The organism is Bradyrhizobium sp. Bra78 (assembly GCF_024519855.1).
Classification (GTDB): Bacteria; Pseudomonadota; Alphaproteobacteria; order Rhizobiales; family Xanthobacteraceae; genus Bradyrhizobium; species Bradyrhizobium japonicum_G.
The window spans coordinates 112,490-136,130 of the sequence record NZ_JALJRE010000015.1 but is presented as its reverse complement, the minus strand read 5'-3'; the positions used below and the strand labels follow the sequence as shown (position 1 = coordinate 136,130).

20 protein-coding genes are annotated in these 23,641 nt (G+C 64.3%); 9 read left to right on the top strand and 11 right to left on the bottom strand.

Going from position 1 to position 23,641, the window contains the following annotated elements; genetic code table 11:
* The 7 genes from OC450_RS28610 to OC450_RS28580 all read right to left on the bottom strand — a co-directional run.
* Window positions 1-1,092: HAMP domain-containing protein (locus OC450_RS28610; protein WP_262049103.1), on the bottom strand; the 1,092-nt coding region annotated here is incomplete at its 3' end.
* A gap of 55 nt (window positions 1,093-1,147) precedes the next feature.
* Window positions 1,148-1,636 (bottom strand): chemotaxis protein CheW, encoded by a 489-nt coding sequence (locus tag OC450_RS28605; RefSeq protein ID WP_211381838.1) that lies wholly within the window; start codon window positions 1,634-1,636, stop codon window positions 1,148-1,150.
* A gap of 67 nt (window positions 1,637-1,703) precedes the next feature.
* Window positions 1,704-3,401: a methyl-accepting chemotaxis protein gene (locus tag OC450_RS28600; protein ID WP_262049102.1), complete on the bottom strand. Its 1,698-nt coding sequence runs from the start codon at window positions 3,399-3,401 to the stop codon at window positions 1,704-1,706.
* A 38-nt stretch (window positions 3,402-3,439) separates the two neighbouring features.
* Window positions 3,440-3,901, bottom strand: a complete 462-nt coding sequence (locus tag OC450_RS28595; protein WP_211381836.1) for a chemotaxis protein CheW — start codon at window positions 3,899-3,901, stop codon at window positions 3,440-3,442.
* Window positions 3,901-5,985, bottom strand: a complete 2,085-nt coding sequence (locus OC450_RS28590; protein WP_262049101.1) for a chemotaxis protein CheA — start codon at window positions 5,983-5,985, stop codon at window positions 3,901-3,903. Before OC450_RS28590 ends, OC450_RS28595 begins: the two co-directional genes overlap by 1 nt.
* Window positions 5,982-6,347, bottom strand: a complete 366-nt coding sequence (locus tag OC450_RS28585; protein ID WP_018317043.1) for a response regulator — start codon at window positions 6,345-6,347, stop codon at window positions 5,982-5,984. Before OC450_RS28585 ends, OC450_RS28590 begins: the two co-directional genes overlap by 4 nt.
* Complete coding sequence (locus tag OC450_RS28580; RefSeq protein ID WP_211381834.1) at window positions 6,347-6,670, bottom strand: lipid asymmetry maintenance protein MlaB; 324 nt, start codon at window positions 6,668-6,670, stop codon at window positions 6,347-6,349. Before OC450_RS28580 ends, OC450_RS28585 begins: the two co-directional genes overlap by 1 nt.
* 287 nt (window positions 6,671-6,957) lie before the next feature.
* Here OC450_RS28580 and OC450_RS28575 point away from each other — a divergent pair, with 287 nt between their 5' ends.
* From OC450_RS28575 to OC450_RS28565, 3 genes are all read left to right on the top strand, one after another.
* Window positions 6,958-8,070, top strand: coding sequence for an HD domain-containing phosphohydrolase (locus OC450_RS28575; RefSeq protein WP_262049100.1), 1,113 nt, complete (start codon window positions 6,958-6,960; stop codon window positions 8,068-8,070).
* A 248-nt stretch (window positions 8,071-8,318) separates the two neighbouring features.
* Complete coding sequence (locus OC450_RS28570; RefSeq protein ID WP_256809058.1) at window positions 8,319-8,987, top strand: hypothetical protein; 669 nt, start codon at window positions 8,319-8,321, stop codon at window positions 8,985-8,987.
* 18 nt (window positions 8,988-9,005) lie between these two features.
* Window positions 9,006-11,156 (top strand): adenylate/guanylate cyclase domain-containing protein, encoded by a 2,151-nt coding sequence (locus OC450_RS28565; RefSeq protein WP_262049099.1) that lies wholly within the window; start codon window positions 9,006-9,008, stop codon window positions 11,154-11,156.
* 15 nt (window positions 11,157-11,171) lie between these two features.
* Here the strand turns inward: OC450_RS28565 and pobA are convergent, their stop codons facing one another.
* Complete coding sequence (gene pobA / locus OC450_RS28560; RefSeq protein ID WP_262049098.1) at window positions 11,172-12,344, bottom strand: 4-hydroxybenzoate 3-monooxygenase; 1,173 nt, start codon at window positions 12,342-12,344, stop codon at window positions 11,172-11,174.
* Between the two features lie 50 nt (window positions 12,345-12,394).
* On the opposite strand from pobA, the gene OC450_RS28555 reads away from it, so the two are divergent.
* A complete protein-coding gene (locus OC450_RS28555; RefSeq protein ID WP_211381829.1) occupies window positions 12,395-13,300 on the top strand; it encodes a helix-turn-helix domain-containing protein in 906 nt (301 codons plus the stop codon).
* 4 nt (window positions 13,301-13,304) lie between these two features.
* On the opposite strand, the gene pcaG is transcribed toward OC450_RS28555, so the two are convergent.
* Window positions 13,305-13,931, bottom strand: coding sequence for a protocatechuate 3,4-dioxygenase subunit alpha (gene pcaG / locus OC450_RS28550; protein ID WP_211381828.1), 627 nt, complete (start codon window positions 13,929-13,931; stop codon window positions 13,305-13,307).
* A 3-nt stretch (window positions 13,932-13,934) separates the two neighbouring features.
* Window positions 13,935-14,729: a protocatechuate 3,4-dioxygenase subunit beta gene (gene pcaH / locus OC450_RS28545; protein ID WP_256809097.1), complete on the bottom strand. Its 795-nt coding sequence runs from the start codon at window positions 14,727-14,729 to the stop codon at window positions 13,935-13,937.
* A gap of 91 nt (window positions 14,730-14,820) precedes the next feature.
* Here pcaH and OC450_RS28540 point away from each other — a divergent pair, with 91 nt between their 5' ends.
* The 3 genes from OC450_RS28540 (at window position 14,821) to OC450_RS28530 (ending at window position 18,690) form a co-directional block, all read left to right on the top strand.
* Window positions 14,821-15,747, top strand: a complete 927-nt coding sequence (locus OC450_RS28540) for a LysR family transcriptional regulator (RefSeq protein WP_211381827.1) — start codon at window positions 14,821-14,823, stop codon at window positions 15,745-15,747.
* A gap of 84 nt (window positions 15,748-15,831) precedes the next feature.
* Window positions 15,832-17,136, top strand: coding sequence for a nicotinate phosphoribosyltransferase (gene pncB, locus OC450_RS28535; protein ID WP_262049097.1), 1,305 nt, complete (start codon window positions 15,832-15,834; stop codon window positions 17,134-17,136).
* Window positions 17,137-17,382: 246 nt separating this feature from the next.
* The gene (locus tag OC450_RS28530; RefSeq protein WP_211381825.1) at window positions 17,383-18,690 is read left to right on the top strand and encodes a GGDEF domain-containing protein; all 1,308 of its coding nucleotides are present in this window, start codon (window positions 17,383-17,385) and stop codon (window positions 18,688-18,690) included.
* A gap of 15 nt (window positions 18,691-18,705) precedes the next feature.
* Here the strand turns inward: OC450_RS28530 and OC450_RS28525 are convergent, their stop codons facing one another.
* The gene (locus OC450_RS28525) at window positions 18,706-19,326 is read right to left on the bottom strand and encodes a TetR/AcrR family transcriptional regulator (RefSeq protein WP_211382413.1); all 621 of its coding nucleotides are present in this window, start codon (window positions 19,324-19,326) and stop codon (window positions 18,706-18,708) included.
* Window positions 19,327-19,377: 51 nt separating this feature from the next.
* Here OC450_RS28525 and OC450_RS34340 point away from each other — a divergent pair, with 51 nt between their 5' ends.
* A complete protein-coding gene (locus OC450_RS34340; RefSeq protein WP_306235818.1) occupies window positions 19,378-19,644 on the top strand; it encodes a hypothetical protein in 267 nt (88 codons plus the stop codon).
* A 358-nt stretch (window positions 19,645-20,002) separates the two neighbouring features.
* A complete protein-coding gene (locus OC450_RS28520; protein ID WP_211381824.1) occupies window positions 20,003-23,407 on the top strand; it encodes an acyl-[ACP]--phospholipid O-acyltransferase in 3,405 nt (1,134 codons plus the stop codon).
* Window positions 23,408-23,641: the final 234 nt, after the last annotated feature.

Here is a 23,641-nt window from a genome sequence, read left to right as displayed (position 1 = left end):
ATCCTTGGCCGACTGCGCGGCGATCTTCTCGGTCTGGTTGGCGTTGTCGGCGTTCTGCTTCACGTTCGAAGCCATCTCTTCCATCGAAGAAGAGGCCTCTTCCGCGGACGAAGCCTGCTCGGTCGCGCCCTGCGAGAGCTGCTCGGCGCTCGCGGACAGTTCCTGGCTGCCGGCGGAGACATTCTGCGCCGCCGTGAGCGCCTCCGACACGATCTGCCGGAGCTTCTCCACCATGCGCTCGAGGGCTAGACCGAGCGTGTCCTTGTCCGACAGCGGCTTGGCCTCCACCGTGAGGTTGCCATGAGCGATCTCGTTCGCCACAGCCGCGGTCTGGTTCAAATTCACAGTCATCGCATTCAGCGACTTGATGAGATCCCCGATCTCGTCATTGCTGGAGGGCTCGATCTTTCGGCTGAGATCACCGATGGCCACCGCGTCGGCAAGGCTCACCGCGCTGAAAAGCGACCGGCTGATGTTCAGCGCCATCCAGACGGCGGCACCTATGGCAATGACCAGCGATGCAAGAATCAGCGAAAGCAGAGTGATGGTGGCACGGCTGCCGTCGACCCTGGCCTGCTCGCTCTCGTCGGCCATCTGTTTCTTGACATAGGTGATGTAGTCGCTCGCCGCGGTGAGCGCCGGCGTGGAGGCCTTCAGGCCCTCGGTCATGGACCGCTCGGTCGCCTTGGCTCTATCGTGCTTTGCCAACACGAGCGTTTGATCCTGGACGTTGTTCGAATTTGCATACGCGTTAGCGAACGTCTCGATCATTTTTCTGCCGGTCTCGCTCGCGCTGGCGTAGACCTCGTCTTTCACCTTCAGGGCGCGCTCGCGGAGCTGGGAGATCTGGCCGATAAACTTGTCCTGATCGGCATCGGCCGCCAGGATGGTGTTCTTTTCCGCTCGTACCTGAAGCAATACGGTTTCCTGAAGCTCGCCGACCTTCGCCAGCCGAGCGGCCCTGGCCGACAGGTGCTCGGCCGTCACGACCATATCGTTCAGCTTCATATAGGCGACGCCTCCGGCGATCATGGAGAGCAGGATGACGACGCCGAACGCGCTGGCAAGCTTGGCTTTGACGGTGAATCTCATATCAATCTCGTTGGTTCGAATTGGGGTGCTTACGCTTGACCACGCACTTGCAAACTCAGGCGGCGCGGGACGAATCCGCGGCCGTGTTACGTCCTTCCGGGACCTCGTCGTTCGCCATCAGCTTGCCGAGATCGAAGATCACGACGAATTTCTCGCCCTTGCGGCCGATGCCGGCGGCATAGTCGGACTGCCATTTGCCGCCGACCTCGGGGATCGGCTCGATCGCCTGCTCGTCGATGTCGGTGACCTCGAACACGCAATCGGCGACGAAGCCGACGCCGACCAGACGATCCTTCATCGGCACGTCGAGGATGATGATGCGGGTCGCCTCGGTCGCTTCCACGGCCGGCAGACCGAGCTTGGTCCGGAGGTCGACGATCGGATAACCGCTGCCGCGCACGTCGATCATGCCGAGCAGGAAGTTCGGTGCATGCGGAAGCCGCGAGATCGGCCGCATGTCGAGAATTTCCCGGACATTGCGGATGCTGATGCCGAACGTCTCTCCGGCGAGCCCGAGCGTCAGATATTGCGAGGTTGCGGCCATGATGCAGTCCAGGGATACCGAGGGGTAGCGAATGAGCGCGGTCCGGCACGAGGCCGGACCGTTTTGATCAGCGTTGGAACTCGGCGTCGCGGTCGTCTTCGCCGTCATGCATGTCGAAAGCGAAGCCGCCGCCGCCAGCGACCTTCATCGCGCGTGCCGGCTTGCGGACCGGCGCAGGCTTTTTCGAGCCGCGATCAGCCGCCGCCATGGTTGCCGCCTTGGCGCGCAGCTGGCCGACCGCACGGTCGATCGGCGCGGCTGCGGCTCTTTCATTGTGGTTGGCGTGCTCGATCCGGAAGAAGGAGATAGTGGACTGAAGCTGCTCGGCCTGCGAGGCGAGCTCTTCCGAGGTGGACGAGACCTGCTCGGAAGCGCTGGCGTTCTGCTGGCCGACCTTGTCGAGCTGCTGGATCGCCTGGTTGATCTGGGCCGAACCGACGTCCTGCTCGCGGCAGGCGGCGGTGATCTCCTGGACCAGCTCGGCGGTCTTCTTGATGTCGGGCACGAGCTTGGACAGCATAGAGCCTGCTTCCTGCGCGACCTTGACGGTCTCCGTCGACAGCGTACCGATGTCGGCCGCCGCCGCCTGGCTGCGTTCGGCGAGCTTGCGCACCTCGGAGGCGACCACCGCAAAGCCCTTGCCATGCTCGCCGGCGCGCGCGGCTTCGACCGCGGCGTTGAGCGCGAGCAGGTCGGTCTGTCGCGCGATCTCCTGCACGATCGTGATCTTCTCGGCAATGGTCTGCATCGCGTTGACGGCACGCCCCACCGCGACGCCGCTGGCCTCGGCGTCCTTGGCCGACTGCGCGGCGATCTTCTCGGTCTGGTTGGCGTTGTCGGCGTTCTGCTTCACGTTCGAGGCCATCTCTTCCATCGAGGACGAGGCTTCTTCCGCGGAGGAGGCCTGCTCGGTCGCGCCCTGCGACAGCTGCTCCGCACTTGCGGACAGTTCCTGGCTGCCGGCGGAGACGTTCTGCGCGGCCGTGAGCGCCTCGGCGACGATCTGCCGAAGCTTCTCGACCATCGCATTCAGAGACCCGACGAGGTCGCCGATCTCGTCGTTGCTGGCCGAGGGAATGGTCTGGCTGAGATCGCCCTCAGCCACTGCGCCGGCAAGACCGACCGCACGGCCAAGCGACCGGCTGATCGAGATCGAAATCCACAAGGCCGCGCCGATCGCAACCATCAGCGAGACACCGAGCAGCGTCAGCAGCATGAACTGGGCTTGGTGGCCTTCGTCCTTCGACTGAACGGCCTGCTCCGCCATCTGCTTCTTTGTGTTCTCGACATAAACGCCCATGGATTCGAGCGCATCATTCACCACCTTGCGCCCCTCGTTCGTCGAGCGTTCGGTCGCCTTGACCTTGTCGGTCTTTGCAAGCCGGATCGTCTCCTCCTGATAGGCGTTCATCCTGGCGTAGGTCACGGCGAAGCCATCGAGCAGCTTCCGACCAGCCTCACTCGCCAACGCGTAGACTTCGTCCTTGGTCTTCAGGGCGCTCTCGCGGCGTTTGGCGGCGTCGGCCGCGGCCTGCTCGACCTCAGTCTCGCTACCGATGATGGCGTTCTTTTCCGCGCGAAGCTGGATCAGAATGTCTTTCTCGATCTCCGTTGCCTTTTCCATGCGTTTCGCGCGCAGGACCATGTTGTCGGCGGTCGCCATCATATCGCCGAGCTTCATGTAGGCCACGCCACCCGCGACCATGGACAGGACGATGACCAGCCCGAACGCGCCGGCAAGCTTTGCCTTGACCGTAAATCTCATTTCCAGCCTCTACCCCAGTCTCGCCCCGAGACCTCATTTCAATTCAGGATGCGTTCCATGTTGGGAACGATGACGAACTCTTCACGCCATTTGGCGATGAAGCGAATGAACTCCGGCTTCCAATGCATGCCGACGCGCGGTGTCTGCTGCACGTCGGTCTGCGATATCTCGGTGACCTCGTAGACCTTGTCGGCGGTCAGACCGACCAGCACCGGCTCACCGTCGAGATCGAGCTCGATGACGACGATGCGCGTGTCGGCCGAGTCGTCGAGCTGCGGCATGCCGAAGCGGATGCGCAGGTCCGCGAGCGGAATGACGTTGCCGCGCACATTGATCACGCTGGGAACGAACGACCGCGCGCCCGCGACCCTGGTCACGGGGACCGGATCGATGATCTCGCGCACGAGGCCCGCGTCGAGCGCGAACTTCTCCTCGCCGAGGCCGATCATCACGACCTGCATCGCGCCCGCCTTAGACTCGCCGGCCTGCATCTCGTACATCACGCCGCCTCGCTGATGTGCTGCTTCTCGACTTTCGACTGCGCCAGCGTCACGAGCTGCGCAACGTCGAGGATCAGCGCCGCCGTACCGTCACCGAGGATGGTCGCGCCGGAGAAGATCGTGACGTCCGAATGCAGCTTGGAGAGCGACTTGATCACGGTCTGGTGGTTGCCGATGATCTGGTCGGCGACGAGACCGACGTGAGTCTCGCCGGTCGAGATGATGATGGTCTTCTGGTGCCGGTCCGGCGTGCCCGATGCGGTCATGATCTCGCGCAGCCTGAGGAAGGGTACGAGGTTGCCGCGCACGTTGAGGAAGTTGCGACCGCGGGAGCGCTCGTCCTCGGCCGTCAGCTCGATGCATTCCTCCACCGCCGACAGCGGAATGATGTAGCGGCCTTCGCCGACGCGGATCAAGAGACCCTCGATGATCGCGAGCGTTAGCGGCAGGCGCAGCGTCACCGTGGTGCCCTGGCCTGGTCTGGTCGACAAATCGATCGTGCCGCGCATGTTCTCGATGGTGCGCCTGACCACGTCCATGCCGACGCCGCGGCCGGACAGCGCCGAGATGGTCTGCGCGGTCGAGAAGCCCGGGTGGAACAGGAACTGGTGGATTTCGTGGTCGGTGAGCACGGCGCCAGCCGCGATCAGGCCCTGCTCTTCCGCTTTCGCTCGGATCCGCGCGGTGTTGAGGCCGCCGCCATTGTCCTTCACGGTGACCAGCACCTGCGCGCCGGAATGGACAGCAGCGAGCTCGATCCGGCCCTGTTCCGTCTTGCCGTTGGCAGCGCGAGTCGCGGTGTCCTCGATGCCGTGGTCGATGGCGTTGCGGATCAGGTGAACCAGGGGATCGGCGAGGCACTCGATCATGGTCTTGTCGAGCTCGGTATCCTCGCCCGTGGTGACGAATTCGACCGGCTTCGACAGATCGCGCGACAGATCGTGGATCAGGCGGCGGAACCGCCCGAACAGCGAGCCGATCGGCACCATGCGCGCGCCCATCGTGGTGTCACGCAGGGACGAGGCAAGACGTTCGATTTCCTCGGCGATCATCTTGATCGAAAGGTCGGAGCCGGACGAAGCTAGCTGGGTCAGGCGCGCCTGGGCGATGACGAGCTCGCCGACGCGGTCCATCAGCTCATCGAGACGCTCCGCCTGGACGCGGACGGTGGCGATGCCGCGATCGTCGCGCTTGGCCTCGGACTTCGATTCGGATTTGGGGTTCGGCTTCGATTCAGATTTGGGCTCCGCCTTGACGGCAGGCTGCGCGGCAATCGGCGCGGCCGCCTCGACCATCGGCACAGGCATTTCGACCGGCGGAGCCGGCTCCTCGTCGAGCAGCTGGAAGAGCGGCATCGGCGCCGGCGCTTCGACCTGCTCCAGCGGCGAAAGCGTCAGCTTCATCTCGTCCTGGACGAACATGAAGACGTCGTCGATCGCGTCCTTGTCGCAGGCGGCGTGCAGCTTCACGTCCCACTTCAGATAGCAGTCTTCCGGATCCATCTCGTCGAGGAACGGGATGCCGTCGGTCACCGGCACGACAAAGCAGGGCCCGAGCTTGCAGAGATCTTCCAGCAGGTCGAGCGGGTTCGAGCCGTTGCGCAGGATGTGGGATTCGAATTCCAGATAGAGATGCCAGCCGGCCTGCTCGCTCCCGCCGGGGACCGGCACAGGCGCATCGGCGATCCCGCCGACGGATGCGACAGGCTGGTCCGACGACACGAATCGCTTGAGGTCGTCAAGGATGGCATTGCCGATGACGTCGTCGGTCGACTGGGGATCCTCGATCAGCGCGCGGATGTAGTCCTTGGCCGCGAGCGCGACCGAGATCAGATCCTGCGTCGGCTTGATCTCGCCCTTGCGGACGCGGTCGAAGGCCGTCTCGAATTCGTGGGTGAACGAGGCGACCTTGTCGAAGCCGAACATGGCGCCCGAGCCCTTGATCGTATGCAGGGCGCGGAATGCGGAATCGACCAGTTCGCGGTCGTCGGGACGCTGGCCGAGATCGAGCAGGGCCCCTTCAAGAACTTCGAAGAGTTCGCTGGCTTCCTGACGAAAGACCTCGGTCGGGTCCATTGCGCTCATGCACGCACCAGCTTGCCGACGACAGCGAGCAACTGCTCGGGCTTGAACGGCTTGGTGATCCAGCCGGTGGCTCCGGCGCTCTTGGCCTCCTGCTTCACCGTGTCATTGGATTCGGTGGTCAGGAACACGATGGGCATGCCGACCGCGCTCGGAAGCTTGCGCAGCGCCCGGATCAGCTCCAGGCCGTTCATGACGGGCATGTTGAGGTCGGTGATGACGAGATCGAGCTTGCCGGCTTGCGCCTTGGCGAGCCCCTGTGCGCCGTCGCCGGCCTCGATGACGCTGTGACCGGCCGGCTCGAGCACGACTTTGATCATCTGCCGGATGCTGGGAGAGTCGTCGACCGTGAGAATCGTGGCCATTAGGCGCCATCTTTCTTTTGCGGGAAATGCTGATCGATCATCGCCTCGCTGGCGAAGCCGGCGCGGCGAAGGGTGTTGCGCAGAGACTGGGAGAAGGAGGTCAGGACCACAGGCCGGCCCTGGGCCTCGCCGGTCTTGGCGGTGGACAGCAGAAGCTGGATCGAGGTCACGTCGGCCTTGTCGACGCTTGAGCAATCGATCTCGAGCCGATCCTGCCGGCCGAACGCCTCGCGAATGAGGTCGTAGACATTGCGGATCGCAGCGATGCTGCAATCGGCAGGCAGCCGAAGGGACCATTTCGGCTCGGTGACATCAGACGACATGCGTCCCCCAAATTTCCTCAGGATTCTCTGCACGCATGGCGAGAATCCCGCTCGACGACTATTCGCAACGGAGAGTATGCAAACCCCTAATGAGCGCCTCCGTACAACTACGGGTCACAATTCGAAGAACTTCGCGTATGCATGCAGACGTGCATGGCCCGCCCAAATCTCATGCGCCGCGCGCGGTCTCGAGGCAGTTCGGCACGGGTTGGATGTTTGCTCCGCGTTAAATCGCAAAGGCTATTCGTTGAGGTCATGCTTCGCCATCCGAACGAGTCGGGCCGCCGATGCTGACCCAAGCGCTTCTGATTGATGACAGCCGCTCTGTCCTCAATTTCCTGAAACGTCATATCGAAGCCGAAGGCCTGGTCGAGGCTACCACCTTCCTCGATCCCGTCGAGGCGCTGGCCTGCGCGCGCGAGCGTGTCTTCGATCTCGTGCTGGTCGACTACGAGATGCCGCATATGGACGGCATCAGCTTCATCCGCGCCTTCCGCACCCTGCCCGGCTGCGCCGACATCCCGATCGCGATGATCACGTCGCGACAGACCGATGACGTGAAGATGGAAGCGCTGCAGGCTGGTGCAACCGATTTCTTACCGAAACAGCCACAGAGCCTCGAGATGACGGTGCGCCTGCGCAATCTGGTGCGGCTTGGTGCAGCCGTGCGCAAGCAGAACGACCGTGCGGCCGATCTGGCGAGCGCGGTGGCGGCCGCGACCCGGAAGCTCGGCGAGCGCGAAGAGGAGATCATCCTGCGGCTCGCGCTCGCGGTCGAGTACCGCGACAACGACACCGGCGAGCACACGCTGCGGGTCGCCCGCTACAGCCGCATCATCGCCGAGCAGCTCGGCCTGCCGGCCCGGCTCTGCCGCGACATCTATCTGGCCGCCCCTCTGCACGACGTCGGCAAGGTCGCCATCCCCGACAACATCCTGCTCAAGCCCGCGAAGCTGACCGACGAGGAGATGGCGGTAATTCGCACCCATGCGACGATCGGCGAAAGGATCCTGGCGGATTCCAGCTGCGAGCTGATCCAGCTCGGTGCGCAGATTGCCGCAGGCCATCACGAGCGCTGGGACGGCGCGGGCTATCCGAACGGCCTCAAGGCAGACGAGATCCCGGTCGCCGCACGCGTGGTCGCGGTCGCCGACGTCTTCGATGCGCTGACGACGCGGCGGCCATATAAAGAGCCGATGGAGCTGGAAGTGGCGCGCGACTATCTGGTCGAAAACCAGGGCCGACAGTTCGACCCGGCCTGTGTCGGGGCCTTCCTGTCGCGCTGGGACGAGGTGGTGGAAATCGCCGCCGGTCAACAGGCGACGCCGTATCAGAAGACCGAGGCCACGCTCGCTCCCAACATGTGCGCTCCTTATACAACATGTGCGCTCCTTATATAGAGAGTGCAGCGGAGAGCCACCCGGTCGAGGTCACTTTGGCCGAGGCCATCCCTGCCGAATGATATTATCAATCCGGCCAAAGGCTTGCCGTCGCACCGTTTCTCCGGTCGCCGGTTTGAACCTGTTCCTGATAGAGTGCACCAATAACTAAGAGTGATTCTGGTCACACTTGCCTGGGCGCTCCGCTGCTAAGCATCGGGCCAGGACGGGGACCGGGCAAGCATCGGTCGAATTGGATGAGAATTCCCATGAGAAGCCTGATCGGCGCCGTTGTCGGCGCGTGCTGTCTTTCGGCCCCCGCTTTGGCGGAGACTCCGGCCGCCATCGTCGAGGATGTGCAGGGCAAGGTCGACGGCATCGCGTTCATGGATTATGTGGCGCCGGGCAGGATCATCAAGCTGGGACCCAAGGCAAGCATTACGCTCAGCTATCTGAAATCCTGCCTACGCGAGACCATCAGCGAAGGCGTCGTCCTGGTCGGCACCGAGCAGAGCACCGTGCAACTCGGCGATGTCAAGCGGGAAAAGGTGCCCTGCGATACCAACGCGGCAAAACTGTCGGACCGCGAGGCGAACCAGAGTGCCGCGACGACTTTCCGCACCATGCGCTCGGACGCCAAGGGCGCTCCGGCCAGGCTGCCGACGCTCTACGGCGTCGCGCCGCTGGTGCAGGCCAAGAGCGGCAGCACCCTGGTGATCGAACGCACCGATGGCAAGGAGCCAACGATCAGCGTGCCGCTCAAGAGCGAGACCATGGTCGGCGGCAAGTTCTACGACTTTGCCAAGGCCGGAAAGTCACTGACCCCGGGCGGTAGTTACCTCGCCATTCTCGGTACCAAGCGCTACGCGTTCCAGATCGATGCCAGCGCCACGTCCTCGCCGACGCCGATCGTCGGCCGCCTGCTGCGGCTCGAATAGGCAACCAGCGACGGGGCGATGCGGCGGATCGGCAGGGGGGACATCGTTGCGGCGATCCTGATTGCGCTCCTTACGGGCGCGGTCGCCACGTCTCCGCCGCTCCAGACCCTGCAAGGCCTGTCGCTCGACATCCTCACGGCGCTGCGCGGCAAGCTGATCGGCGACCACCGCGATCCCGCGACATCGCCGGTCGTCGTCGTGGCCATCGACGGCGAGACCTACGAGACCCCGCCCTTCAAGGGATCACCGACGCAGACCTGGACGCGCGAGATCGGCCGGGTGCTCGGAAGCATCACCGAGGGCGGTGCCAAGGTGATCGGCTTCGACGTCATCTTCAAGAACTCGATCGAGCAGTCGGAGATTCCCTTCGGCGACGCGCCGCTCGGCGCCCGCATGAAGGGATTTGACCGGGACTATCTGATCGCCCTGCGGCAGATATCAGACAATGGCAAGCTGGTGCTCGGCGAGATCCTGAGCAACGACCATCCAGAACCACCCTATCGCGCGCAGCAACTGGCGGTGCGAAACAACGTCCGTGCGCTCAATGTCTACACCGATGCGGACGATGTCATCAGGCGAATGCCGCTCACTTTCTCCATCGACGGCAAGCCGGTGCCTGCCATGGCCGTCGAGCTCGCCGCGCGCGCGCTCGGTGCAAAGCCTGAGATCGCACCGTCCGGCGCGACCGAACTGTCCGGCTATGCCATCCCGAGCGTGGTGCCGAATACACTCACGCTCAATTTTCGAGGGATGGGCCGCGACGTACCGACCTTTTCGTTCGCCGACCTCCGGGCCTGCGTCGAAAAAGGCGACCGCGATTTCTTCCGCCGCGCATTCGACGGCAAGGTCGTGCTGCTCGGCACCGCCCTGAATTTCGAGGACCGCAAGCTCACCTCCATGCGCCTGTCCGGTGGACATGACGGAACGCCGGCCGCAAGATGCGCCCTGCCCGCACCGGCTAGCATCGCACAGAAGACCCGCAGCGACGTCGCCGGCGTCTTCGTGCACGCCACCGCAGTCCGAAATCTGATCGAGCGCGACGCCGTGACCGAGCTTGGCTTTCCGCTACGGAGCATTCTCACGATCGTGTTCTCAGCAATCATCGCTTGCGCGGCCTGCGTGCTCGCACCGGGTGGCGCGCTGCTCGCATGGTTCGGCCTCACCGCCGTCTACGCCGCAATGGCCGTCGGCGCATTCGTCCATGCCTTGGCGCTGCCACTGACGGAGCCGGCACTGGCGAGCCTTGCCGCGCTCGCCATGATGATCGGCTACCGTTTCGTGCTGGCCGACCGCGACGAGCGTTTCCTGCGCAAGAGTTTCGCGTTCTACCTTGCACCCGAAGTGATCGACACCATGATCGCCTCGGGCAAGATGCCGGCGCTCGGCGGCGAGATGCGCAACGTCACCATGTTTTTCTCCGACCTCGGCGGCTTCTCCTCGATCGCGGAGACGATGACGCCGGGCGAGCTGGTGACCCTGATGAACGAGTATCTGTCCGCCATGACCGACATCATCGAAAGCCATGGCGGCTATGTCGACAAATATATCGGCGATTCCATCGTCGCCATGTTCGGTGCGCCCGCCGACGATCCCACGCACGCGTGCAACGCCGTCCGGGCCGCGCTGAAATGCCACGAGGAGCTGGCAGAGCTCAACGCCGGCAGTGCCGCCTTCGCCGGCCGCGGCCTGTCGCACCGCATCGGGCTCAACAGCGGCGAGGCCGTTGTCGGCAACATCGGTTCCCGCCGCCGCTTCAACTACACCGTGATGAGCGACACCGTGAACGTCGCCTCGCGGCTCGAAGGCGCCAACAAATATTACGGCACCGCGATCATGGCTTCGGAGACGACGATGGCCCAGACCGGCGATGCCTTCGCCTGGCGCGAGCTCGACGCGATCAGGGTGATGGGACGCGGCGAGGCGATCAAGGTGTTCGAGCCGCTCGCGGTCAAGGGCGCGGAGACCGCCGGTCAGACGAAGATGGCCGCCGCTTACGCAAGCGGACTGGCTTGCTGGCGCGCGCGGGAGTTTGCGAAGGCAGCCGACGCGTTCGATGACGCGGCAGACAGCGATCCGGCATCAGCGCTGTTCGCTGAACGCGCGCGGCGACACGCCTCCAGCCCGCCGCCTTCTGAATGGACGCCGGTGAATACGCTGGAAGGCAAATAGCGGCATTTGCGAGCACTAGAACGGCAACCCCACGTAATTCTCTGCCAGCAGCCGCTGCGCCGTCTCGGACGAGAGTAGATATTCGAGTTCGGTCTGCTGGAGCCGCTCCTCGTAGTCGCTCCGGTCGGGAAAACGGTGCAGCAGCATCGTCATCCACCACGAAAAGCGTTGCGCCTTCCATATCCGCGCCAGTGCCTTTGCCGAATAGCCCCGGAGTCCGGAATCATCGCCGTTCCGATAATGCGCGAGCATGGCGTGGTAGAGATAGTAGATGTCCGAGGCCGCGCTATTGAGCCCACGCGCGCCCGTCGGCGGCACGATGTGCGCGGCATCGCCGGCGAGGAACAAACGACCGTAGCTCATCGGCTCGGCGACGAAGCTGCGCAAGGGCGCGATGCTCTTCTCGATGGCCGGTCCCGCGATCAGGCGGCCTGCGACCTCCTCCGGCAGGCGGCGCTTCAGCTCGGCCCAGAATGCATCGTCGCTCCAGTCCTCCACCTTGTCGGTGAGCGGCACCTGGACGTAATAGCGGCTCAGCACTTGTGAGCGCAGAGAACACAGCGCAAAGCCGCGGGAGTGCTTCACATAGATCAGCTCCGGCGAGGCCGGCTTGGTACGCGACAGCACGCCGAGCCAGCCGAACGGATAGACCTTCTCATATTCCCGCAGCACGTCCTTGGGGATCGACTTGCGGCTGACGCCGTGAAAGCCGTCGGCGCCGACGATATAGTCGCAATCGACCCGGATGATCTCGCCGTTCGAACGATAGGTCACGTAAGGCCGATCAGACGTGAGGTCGTGCGGCGTCACGTCCTCGGCATTGTGCACGACGTTGCCGCCGAGTCGGTCGCGCGCCTCGTAGAGATCGCGCGTCAGCTCGGTCTGGCCGTAGACCAGCACCGAATTGCCGCCGGAATGCCGGTGCAGATCGATATGGGAGAGCACGCCGTCATGTGCGATCTCGAAACCGTTGTGGATCTCGCCCTCGCGGTCCATCCGTTCGCCGCATTGCGCCTCGCGCATCAGCCTGGCGAAGCCATGCTCGAGAACACCGGCACGGATGCGGGCGAGCACGTGGTCGCGGCTGTATTTCTCCAGCACGACCGTGTCGATGCCCTTCAAATGCAGGAGCTGCGACAACAGCAATCCGGACGGCCCACCACCGATGATACAGACCTGAACTTTCATTTTTGCGTCCTCCCGTCGGCAGTTTTTTGCAGTTTCGGCGCCGCAAACCGATGGAGGGTTTCGTCTTTGTCTTGTACAATTCGAACATGCGAAGCTTGTCCCCTGCCCCGGCAATCCGGGTCTACAATCTGTTCGGCGAGTCCGGCGACCTTCCCGACGTCGTGCATTGCGAAACGATCGCGGCGCGCTCGGTGCTGCACGACTGGACACTGGCCGTGCACCGCCATGCCCGGCTGCACCAGGTGCTGCTGATCGAGCACGGCGGCGGCGAAGCTACGCTCGACGGGCGAGTGGTGCAGCTGAAGCCGATGCAAATCGTCAACGTGCCTGTCGGCCACGTCCATGGCTTCCGCTTCGTGCCTGATACGCAAGGCTGGGTGCTGACCATCGCCGCGGAAATATTGGACGAGGCCCTGCTTGCCTCGGAAGGCCTGCGCGGCGCGCTGTCACGATCGGCCGTGGTACGCGGCACGCCGCAGGTCCGCTCGACCATGAAGCAGATCTTTGCCGAGCACGCCGCACGCGATTTCGGCCGCGCGCATGTGCTGCGTGCACTGTCGGCGGCCATGATCGGACTTGTGGCCCGCGCGCTCACCAGCGAGAGCGTCGGCACCGGCACGGCGGAAAGCGGACTCTTCCGGCGTTTCGAGGCGCTTCTGGAGCAGCATCACCTGGAACGCTGGAGCGTTGCGGACTATGCAGGCGCGCTGTCGATCACGCCGACCCATCTCAACCGGATGACGCGGGCGGCGACCGGCGACACGGCCTCGCACCTGATCCTCAACCGCCTGATCCGCGAAGCACGGCGCAACCTCGTCTACACCAACCTGCCGGTCTCGACGATCGCCTATGCGCTCGGCTTCGAGGACCCCGCCTATTTCAGCCGCGTCTACGCCGCTGCCACGGGAGTGTCGCCACGCGCCTTTCGCGCGCAGCTCCATGGCGAGGACAATTGAGGCCTCAGACGTCGAAGAACACCGTCTCTTCCGGCCCCTGCAAATTGATCGTGAAGGAATACACCACCTTGCCGCCGCGTTCGCTGCGCGTGGCAATCAACGTCTTGCGGCGCACCGCCGGTTCGACCAGGTTGAGCACGGGATCGACGGCATTGGCCGCCTCTTCATCCGAGAAGTACAGCCGCGTGTTGAGGCCGATGTTGATGCCGCGCGCGACGATCCAGACATTGATGTGCGGCGCGCATTTGCGCCCCGTCCTGTCGATGATCCCGCCCGGTTTGATGGTCTCGAAGGTGACGAGCCCGCTGTCGAAATCCGAGCCGCCGCGGCCCCAGCCGCGAAAATCCTGTTCCAGCGCGGCGGCGGAGCGATCGGCCGGATGGTTGTAACGGCCGGCCGCATTGGCCTGCCATATTTCCAGCAGCACGTCGCGCAGCGGCGTGCCGCTGCCGTCGAGTACCTTGCCCTCCAGCACGATGCGTTCGCCCTGCGTATTCGGCGTCACCAGGACATTCGAAAAATTCTTCTCGAAGATGTCGAAGCCTGCCATGGCCGGGATCAGCCCGATATGGACGTAGGGCCCGGCGGTCTGCGAGGCGGTCTCCTTGAGGTAGTTGAGCTGCTGCGGCATTGCTCAGTTTCCTTCCGGGCGGTTTTCAAAGAAGGTGGAGCGCTGGCCGCGCAGGACGATGTCGAAGCGGTAGGCGAGCGAGTCGAACGGGGTGGAGGCATTGAGGTCGAGCGGCGCGACGAGGCGGTCCAGCGCGTCCTTGTCCGGAATCGTCGTCAGGATCGGGCAGACAGGGATCAGGGGATCGCCCTCGAAATACATCTGGGTGATCAGCCGCTGCGCAAAGCCCGAACCGAACACCGAGAAATGGATGTGGGCGGGACGCCAGCTATTGACGTAGTTGCGCCAGGGATAGGGCCCGGGCTTCACGGTGCGGAAATAATAATAGCCGGTGTCGTCGGTCAGCGCGCGGCCGCAGCCGCCGAAATTCGGATCGATCGGCGCCAGATAGGTGTCCTTCTTGTGCCGGTAGCGGCCTCCGGAATTGGCCTGCCAGAACTCGACCAGTGTGTGCGGCACGCCGCGGCCGGTCTCGTCCAGCACGCGGCCGTGGACGATGATGCGCTCGCCGACGGGATCGCCGTCCTTGGCGTAGTTGCGGATCAGGTCGTTGTCGAGCGGGCCGAGATCATTGTGGCCGAACACCGGTCCGCTGATCTCCGAAACCGAATTCTCCAGCGACAACAGCGCCTGGCGCGGCGACCGCAGGACCGAGGATTTGTAACCGGGCGCATGCGCCGGCGGATGGATCGAGCGATCGCGCTGGAAGAAACCGCCGTCGCCGAGCGGCGGCGTGAACGGCTCGGGGCGGTTGAGGCGGGGATCCTGCAAGGCTGGGAATGGAGCCTGGGCATTCATCGGCATGTCTCTCCCTTGGCGCCCGGATCCGGGCGCGGCTTATCGGGAGATCATGGAACGATCTATTCTCAAGATAAATAGATCGATTATAATGAATTGCATGAAAGAAATCGATCATTTGGCCCTGGACGGCCACGCGCTCGAACTGTTCCTCGCCGTGCTGGAGGAAGGTTCTGTGACAGCGGCCGCAACGCGGCTCGGCCTGACGCAATCCGCGGTCAGCCACGGCCTGAACAAGCTGCGGCGGATCGCCGGCGATCCGCTGTTCGCCAAGTCCGGCCGCGGTATCGTTGCCACCGCGCACGCCCAGGCGCTAGCCGCGAAAGCCCGCGCGCTGATCGACGAGATGCGCAGCTTTGCCGGCGGCGTCAGCTTCGAACCGGCTCGCGCGCAACTCTCGCTGACGATCGCCGCCAATGATTTCCAGCGCGATTTGCTGCTACCGCGGTTCTTCGACCATGTTGCCGCACAAGTAAAGAGCCTGAACCTGCGCGTGATCCCCTCGCAATCGCCCTCGCCTGCGATGCTGCGCGAGAACCGCTGCGATCTCCTGATCACGCCGCTGCCTCCTTCCGGCGTCGACATCGTGCAGAAGCGACTGCTGAGCGATCATTACGTCTGCTACTTCGATCCCAAGACGCGCACCGCGCCGGCCGGCCGCGGCGCCTATCTCGCGGCGCGCCACATCACGGTGGTCTATACCGACAATGAGCGGCTCGACTTCGATCGCCGGCTCGCGGCGAACGGCTTCCACCGCGACATCGCGATCTCGGTGCCGAGCTTTTCCGGCGTGCCGTCGTTCCTGCGCGGCTCGCAGATGCTGGCGAGCATGCCGAGCCTGCTCGCCTCCGGCGTGATGCGCGGCTTCGCGCAAGCGCGGATTCCACTGGCATCCCGTACGCGAACGCTGGCCGAGCTGCCGATGTTCATGGTCTGGCACCAGCGCTACCAGAAAGATCCTGCCCAACGGTGGGTCAGGAGCCAGCTCGAGACCGCGGCGGCGATGGCCGAGGCCTGAGCGATCGCCCCCCCGGCCCGAGGACAGCCTGATCCTCGCCAAACCCACTGGTTGCGCAGGGGGAGCCACGCTAGAATTCCCCCCATGACAGTGACCGACATTGCGAGCCGGACCTACAATCACAGCTGGCGGCTGGATCCCATCATCCGCAGCCTGCTGGATACCGACTTTTACAAGCTATTGATGTTGCAGATGATTCGGGAATCGTACCCGAATCAGCAGGTGACCTTCTCGGTCATCAACCGCTCGCGGCATGTCCGGCTCTCCGAGATCATCGACGAGGGCGAGCTGCGCGCCCAGCTCGACCACGCCCGCACCATTCGCTTCGGCAAGAAGGAGCTGATCTGGCTTGCCGGTAACACCTTCTACGGCAAGACCCACATGTTCTCGGCGGACTTCATTCGCTGGCTGGCCGAATTCCGCCTGCCCGAATACGAGTTGCGCAAGGTCGAAGGTCAATACGAGCTGCATTTCCATGGGCCTTGGACCCACACCACGATGTGGGAGATTCCCGCACTCGCGATCCTCAACGAATTACGCTCGCGCGCCGCGATGAAGGGCCGCGGCCGCTTCGAGCTCGACGTGCTCTATGCCCGGGCCAAGGCCAAGCTGTGGACCAAGGTGGAGCGGCTGCGCAAGCTGGAGGGCCTCCGGTTGTCCGACTTCGGCACCCGCCGTCGCCACGGCTTCCTCTGGCAGCGCTGGTGCGTCGAGGCGGTGAAGGAAGGCCTCGGCCCATCCTTCATCGGCACCTCGAACGTGCTGCTCGCGATGGACAATGATCTCGAAGCGATCGGCACCAATGCGCATGAGCTACCGATGGTCGCGGCCGCGCTCGCCAGGGACGACGAGGAGTTGCGCTGGGCGCCCTATCGCATCCTCGACCAGTGGCGCCAAACCTATGGCGGCAACCTCCTGATCGCACTGCCCGACGCCTTCGGCACCAAGGCCTTCCTGCGCGATGCGCCGGAATGGGTCGCCGACTGGACCGGCTTCCGCCCCGACAGCGCGCCGCCGATCCAGGCCGGCGAAGAAATCATCAAGTGGTGGGAGCAGAAGGGCCGCAATCCCAAGGACAAGCTGCTGGTGTTCTCCGACGCGATGGACGTGGGCTCGATCGAGGAGACCTATCAGCATTTCGGTGGCCGGGTGCGTCTGTCCTTCGGCTGGGGCACCAACCTCACCAATGATTTCGTCGGCTGCCCGCCGGACGCCTCGATCAATCTCGACCCGATCTCGATCGTTTGCAAAGTGTCGTCTGTCGACGGCCACCCGGCGGTCAAGCTCTCCGACAATCCGGAGAAGGCAACCGGCATGCCCTCCGAGATCGAGCGTTATTTGCGCGTGTTCGGCGATGTCGGCCGGGTGCGCAAGCCGGTGCTGGTCTAGCACCGGACCAAACTCTCTCGATCAGGTAACCCGCGCAGGACGAATGCGAGGCATTGGTTTGCAGTTGCCGCGCCGGTTCCGGTTTGTCGGCATTTGCAACGATCTGCACACATCCACTTCACGACGCCTTCACCCTCCGATGCAGTCCCCTGCGGAATTGAGGTCGAGTTAAGCAACCTTGTCCTCTACTTGGCGTTGCAGGCGCAACGCTCCACAGGGGTTCGTTGATCGATTTGGGGAACGCAGGTGTTTCGCAGGACAACGTCGTCGACGAAGGGAGGCAGCTTCCTTCACGTCATCAAGCTCGTCTCGCCTTTCGTCATGGTCGTCGTGCTCCAGGCGGCGATTGCGGGATTCAGCCTCGAGGTGATGTCATCGGTCCGCGCCTATGTCGCGGGCGAAGCGCTGTGGTCGCGCTCGCAGAAGAACGCCGTCTATTTCCTCAATCTTTATCTGCATTCGGGCGAGCCGAACCAGTTCGCGCAATACCAGGCTTCACTCTCCGTTCCCATCGGCGACGAGTTCGCGCGCTGGGCGCTCGAGCGCGATCCGGTTGACGTCGAGGCCGCCCGCATCGGCTTCCTGCAAGGCGGCAATCATCCCGATGACGTTCCGGGATTGATCTGGCTGTTTCGCTATTTCAGCCGCGTCAGCTTCCTCCAGGAAGCGATCAGCGAGTGGGCTGCTACCGATCCCATGCTGCTGGAGCTGAGCGTCTTCGGCGAGGTCATCCGGTCCGAGCTGGAGAAGGGCCCTGTTCAGGACAGCGGCCGCCTGCGCTTCCTGTCGTCGCGGCTCTCGGAGCTCAACACCCAGTTCACGGTGCATGCCAATCGCTTCTCCACCGTCCTCGGCGAAGGCTCCCGCGCGATCAAGGTGACGCTTACCTGCATCAACATCGTCACCGCCGCGACGCTGATCCTGCTGCTGATCTGGCATACGCGGCGATTGGTGCTGCAACGACATGCAATCGAGGATGCCTTGCACGCCGAGAAGGAACGTCTGGCCTGGCAGGCATCGCACGATTGGCTGACCGGCTTGTCCAACCGCCGCGCCTTCGAGGCGCGACTGCAAGGCGAGCTGGACACGACCGCGGCGGGACCGCTGGTCCTGATCCTGCTGGACCTCGACCAGTTCAAGAACGTCAATGACAGTTGCGGCCATCTCGCCGGCGACCGCCTGCTTTGCCAGGTCTCGCGCCTGCTGCAACAGGACCGGCGGCCACACGACCTGGTGGCCCGGCTCGGCGGCGACGAATTCGGCCTGATCCTGCCGCACTGCCCGCCCTCGCATGCCGTCGATATCGCCGAACGGCTGCGGCGATCGCTCGAGCTGTTCAGCTTCGCCTGGGACGACCGTTGCTTCGCGGTGACCGCCAGCATCGGCGTTGCCTGCATCTCCGGCGGCAAGACCACGCTCGAGGACGCGATGCGGCGTGCGGATACCGCCTGCTATCGCGCCAAGGAGAGGGGCCGCAACCGGGTTCAGGTCGAGAGTGCGAAAGCCGACGTCGTCGTTGTCGCAGCCCGGCCGCGCGAGGCTGCCCGCGCCTGACGCTGCTCGCCCCTCTCACCGTCGAGGCAGAATCCCGAGACCCGCAAGATGCGCGTCGAGGAATTGTTCGATCTGCTGGCGCAGCATCTGAGGCGGCACCGCCACCATGCGCTCTTCGAGACCGAGCGAGATGATCCCGTGCACCGCCGAAAACAGCGTGCGCGACAACAGTGCGATCTTGACGTCATCCGCATCGGGCAACAGCCGCACCAGAGGTGGATGCATCAAGGCGAAAGCATCCATCACCATCTGCAGGATATCATCGGGATAAGGACGGTCGTCCTCCATCCGATGCTCGAACAGCGAGCGCAGCAGGTTGGCGTGCTCGGCGAAGAATTCGAGGTAGGTCGCGGCAAGCCCGTAGAGCTGGCGAACGGGATCCTCGGCAGGAACCTGGCCAAGACGCATCGTCAGCGCCTGAACGGTCTCCCGGTTGACCGTCAGGATCACCCCGTCGAAGTCGCCAAACTCGTTATAGACGCTGCCAACCGAGCAGCCGGCGGCCTCCGCAACGTCCCGAACCTTCAGCGATCTCAGGCCTTTAGCCGCAATGATACTGCGGGCGATCTTCACGACCTGGAGCCGCCGGCGATATTTTTTTCGGTCCCGCAGCGATTCTTCTTGAACATTGTTCATTTTCAAGCTACTCACATGAACATTGTTCAATTTAACCTGGAGACCTGCAAAATGCAAACGCTCGCTGTTGATATCGCCTTCACCTTCATCGACGACGCCGCATCCCTCGTGACCGGATTGGGCCGCGCTATCCTGCGGCTCGCGATGACGCCGATCGATCGCATCGCGAATGCCTGCGACATTGCCGGTGTACTGAGCGAGCGCCGCGCGACCTTCCGGATGTGGCGGGCCAACCGCGCCCGTGCCCGCCAAGAGGGCCGCCGCTTCAGCCTTATCGGCCACCTCTCGCCCTTCCGCCGCCTCTCCCAACTCACCTGAGGCGGGAGCAGCCGGCACGTTTGGGTCACCTCGAATGCAATATCAGGTTGCAAGAAAGGACTTACCATGTCCCGACATTCGAAGCCGATGCCGCGACCTTCGGCGATGCGGTTCAGGTTTTCCTCACCGCCCGCGGCGATATCCCGGCGGGCGCGGTCCCCTACCGGAGCTCGACAGGCCGTAACCGAACCATTGCGAACCAAACCACACCGTGCGGAGACCAACAGGATCGGAAGGTAAGCGCGCAGAGCAGGCCGGGGCGACCGTCAACCCGCAATTGCCCGTCGCATATCCTCTGGACCCGACGTCCAACCGACAATGAAACTATCTCAGGCTGCCTTCCAAAACAGGACTGGTCATGATCAGGGAATTGATGTCGTCACGCCGCTTCGCGCCGCTGTTCTGGGCGCAGTTCTTTTCGGCACTCAATGACAACGTGCTCAAGAACGCACTCGTCATCATCCTGCTTTACAGTGCCGCGACCGGCCACGGCGATGCGCTGGTGACTGTCGCAGGCGCCGTCTTCATCTTCCCTTATTTCATCCTGTCCGGGCTCGGCGGCCAGCTCGCCGACAAATACGTCAAGTCCGTCGTCGCGCGGCGGCTCAAATTCGCCGAGATCTTCGCCGCGGCCTTTGCCGCCGCTGGCTTCTTCCTGCATTCGGTGCCGCTGTTGTTCGCAGCGCTCGCGCTGTTCGGCATCATCGCCGCCCTGTTCGGCCCCGTGAAATACGCGATGCTGCCGGATCAGCTCGAACTCGGAGAGCTTGCGAGCGGCAATGCGCTGGTCGAAGGCGCGACCTTCATGGCCATCCTGCTCGGCACCGTCGCCGGCGGCCAGTTCGTGGCCGGTTCCGCGCATATGGGCTGGGTCGCATCGGCCGTTGTCGTGCTGGCCCTGCTGTCATGGGCCTTCGCCTCCCGCATCCCCGCGACGACGCCGTCTGCACCCGACCTGCCCGTCAACGCCAATCCCTGGACCTCGACGCTCGGCCTGTTGAAGACGCTGCACGCCGACCACCGGCTATGGGACGGCACCGTGATCGTCTCCTGGTTCTGGCTGGTCGGCGCGATCGTGCTGTCGCTGCTCCCGGCGCTGGTCAAGGACGTCGTCGGCGGTACCGAGGGCGTGGTGACGCTGTGTCTTGCGATCTTCGCAATCGGCATCGCCATCGGCTCGCTGTTCGCAGCAAGCCTCAGCCACGTTCGCCCGAACCTCGCACTGGTGCCGATCGGCGCCATCATCATGGGGTTTGCGGGCCTCGATCTCGCTTGGGCGATCGGTGTGACCGCCAAGGGTCAAGACATCACCGCCGCCGACTTCGCAACCTCGTTCGCGGGCCTGCGCATGCTGGTCGACTTCGTCGCCTTCGCATTCGGCGGCGGGTTGTTCGTCGTTCCCTCCTTCGCCGCGGTCCAGGCCTGGTCGGCAGCATCCGAGCGCGCCCGCATCATCGCCGCCGGCAATGTGCTGCAGGCGGCCTTCATGGTGGCCGGCTCGCTGTTCGTCGCGCTGCTGCAGGCGGCGGGCCTCCATATCGGCTGGATCTTCTTCGGCCTCGGCGTCGCCAGCTTCGGCGCGGTGTGGTTCGTGCTCACGAAGTGGGGCAAGGAGGGCGTGCGCGATTTCGGCGGACTGCTGTTCCGCGCCCTCTTCCGCACCGAGGTTCGCGGCCTAGAAAACCTGCCGCCTCCGGGCACCCGGATGCTGATCGCGCCCAACCATGTCAGCCTGATCGACGGCCCGCTGCTGCACGCCGTGTTGCCGATCGACGCGAGCTTCGCGGTCGACACCGGCATCGCCAAGGCCTGGTGGGCCAAGCCGTTTCTGCGCGTGGTCAAGCACTACACCATGGACCCGACCAAGCCGCTGGCCGCGCGCGACCTGATCAAGCTCGTCGCCGCCGGAGAACCGGTGGTCATCTTCCCGGAAGGACGCATCACCGTCTCCGGCTCGCTGATGAAGGTCTATGACGGCACCGCGATGATCGCAGACAAGGCCGACGCGGTGGTCGTGCCGGTGCGCATCGAAGGCGCGCAGCGCTCGCATCTCAGCTACCTCAACAGCAGCCAGATCAAGCGCACGTGGTTTCCGCGGGTAACGGTGACGATCCTGCCGCCGGTCAAGCTGCCGGTCGATCCGGCGCTGAAGGGCAAGACGCGCCGCAATGCCGCCGGCGCCGCGCTCCAGGACGTGATGATCGACGCCCTCGTGAAGAACGCCATGCTCGATCACACGCTGTTCGAGGCGCTCGGACATGCCTATCGCGACCGCGACACCGGCAAGGTCATCGTCGAGGACGCGCTCGGCACCAAGCTGACCTATCGCAAGCTGATTCTCGGCGCGCAGGTCTTGAGCCGGAAGCTCGAGAACGGCACCGCGGTCGGCGAGAATGTCGGCGTGCTGCTGCCGAACTCCGCGGGCGTCGCCGTCGTCTTCATGGCGCTGCAGAACATCGGCCGGGTGCCGGCGATGCTCAACTTCTCGGCGGGCCCGGTCAACGTGCTCGCCGCCATGAAGGCCGCGCAGGTCAGGACCGTGCTGACGTCCAAGGCCTTCATCGAGAAGGGCAAGCTCGACAAGCTGATGGCTGCGATCTCCGCCGAGGCGCGCGTGGTCTATCTCGAGGACGTCCGCGCCTCGATCAGCACGGCCGACAAGATCAAGGGCCTGCTCGCAGGCACCGCGCCGCGCGTCACCCGCCAGGCCAGCGATCCGGCCGTGGTGCTGTTCACGTCGGGTTCGGAAGGCACGCCCAAGGGCGTGGTGTTGTCCCACCGCAACATCCTCGCCAACGCGGCGCAGGCTTTGGCGCGGGTCGATGCCAACGCCAATGACAAGGTGTTCAACGTGCTGCCGGTGTTCCACTCGTTCGGGCTCACGGGCGGCATGATGATGCCGCTGCTCGCGGGCATTCCGATCTACATGTATCCCTCGCCGCTGCACTACCGGATCGTGCCCGAGCTGATCTACCAGACCGGCGCCACGATCCTGTTCGGCACCGACACGTTCCTTGCCGGCTACGCCCGCTCGGCGCATGCCTATGACTTCCGCACCCTGCGCCTGGTGATCGCCGGCGCCGAGGCGGTCAAGGATAGGACGCGGCAGGTGTTCATGGAGCGTTACGGCATCCGCATCCTCGAAGGCTATGGCGTCACCGAGACGGCGCCGGTGCTGGCGATGAACACGCCGATGGCCAATCGCCCCGGCACCGTTGGCCGGCTGTCGCCGCTGATGGAAAGCCGCCTCGATCCGGTCCCCGGCATCGAGGAAGGTGGACGCCTCTCGGTGCGCGGACCGAACGTGATGCTCGGCTATCTGCGGGCCGAAAATCCCGGCGTGCTCGAAGTGCTCGCGGAGGGCTGGCACGACACCGGCGACATCGTCGCGATCGACGCGGCCGGCTTCATCACCATCAAGGGCCGCGCCAAGCGCTTCGCCAAGATCGCAGGCGAAATGGTCTCGCTGTCCGCGGTCGAGACCATCGCGACGACCCTGTGGCCGCACGCCGCATCGATTGCCGTGTCGATCCCGGACCCGCGCAAGGGCGAGCGCATCGTGCTGCTGACGACGGAAAAGGCCGCCGAGCGCAGTGCGATGCAGGGCCAGGCCAAGGCCATCGGCGCATCCGAACTGGCCGTGCCCGCGGCGATCATGGTGGTCGACAAGGTGCCGTTGCTCGGCACCGGCAAGACCGACTACGTCACGGCAACGACGATGGCCCGCGAGCAGGCGTCCGCGCCGGAGCGCGAGGTGGCGTAAGACCCAGCCCAAGGCTGTCGCACCGGCGGTTGGTCGGCGCGACAGCGTGGTGCCGCTCAAAGCTACGTAGCCTGCCCCTCAAGAGCCAGGGCCATCGCATATGTGAGCGATTTCTCCGCAGCCATCCTTCGAGACGCCCGCCGTTGGCGGGCCCTCAGGATGATGACCGAGTGTGCGGCCTTCGTTTCGACGAGTACCGATACCACTTAGCCTCATGCTGAGGCGACCACGAAG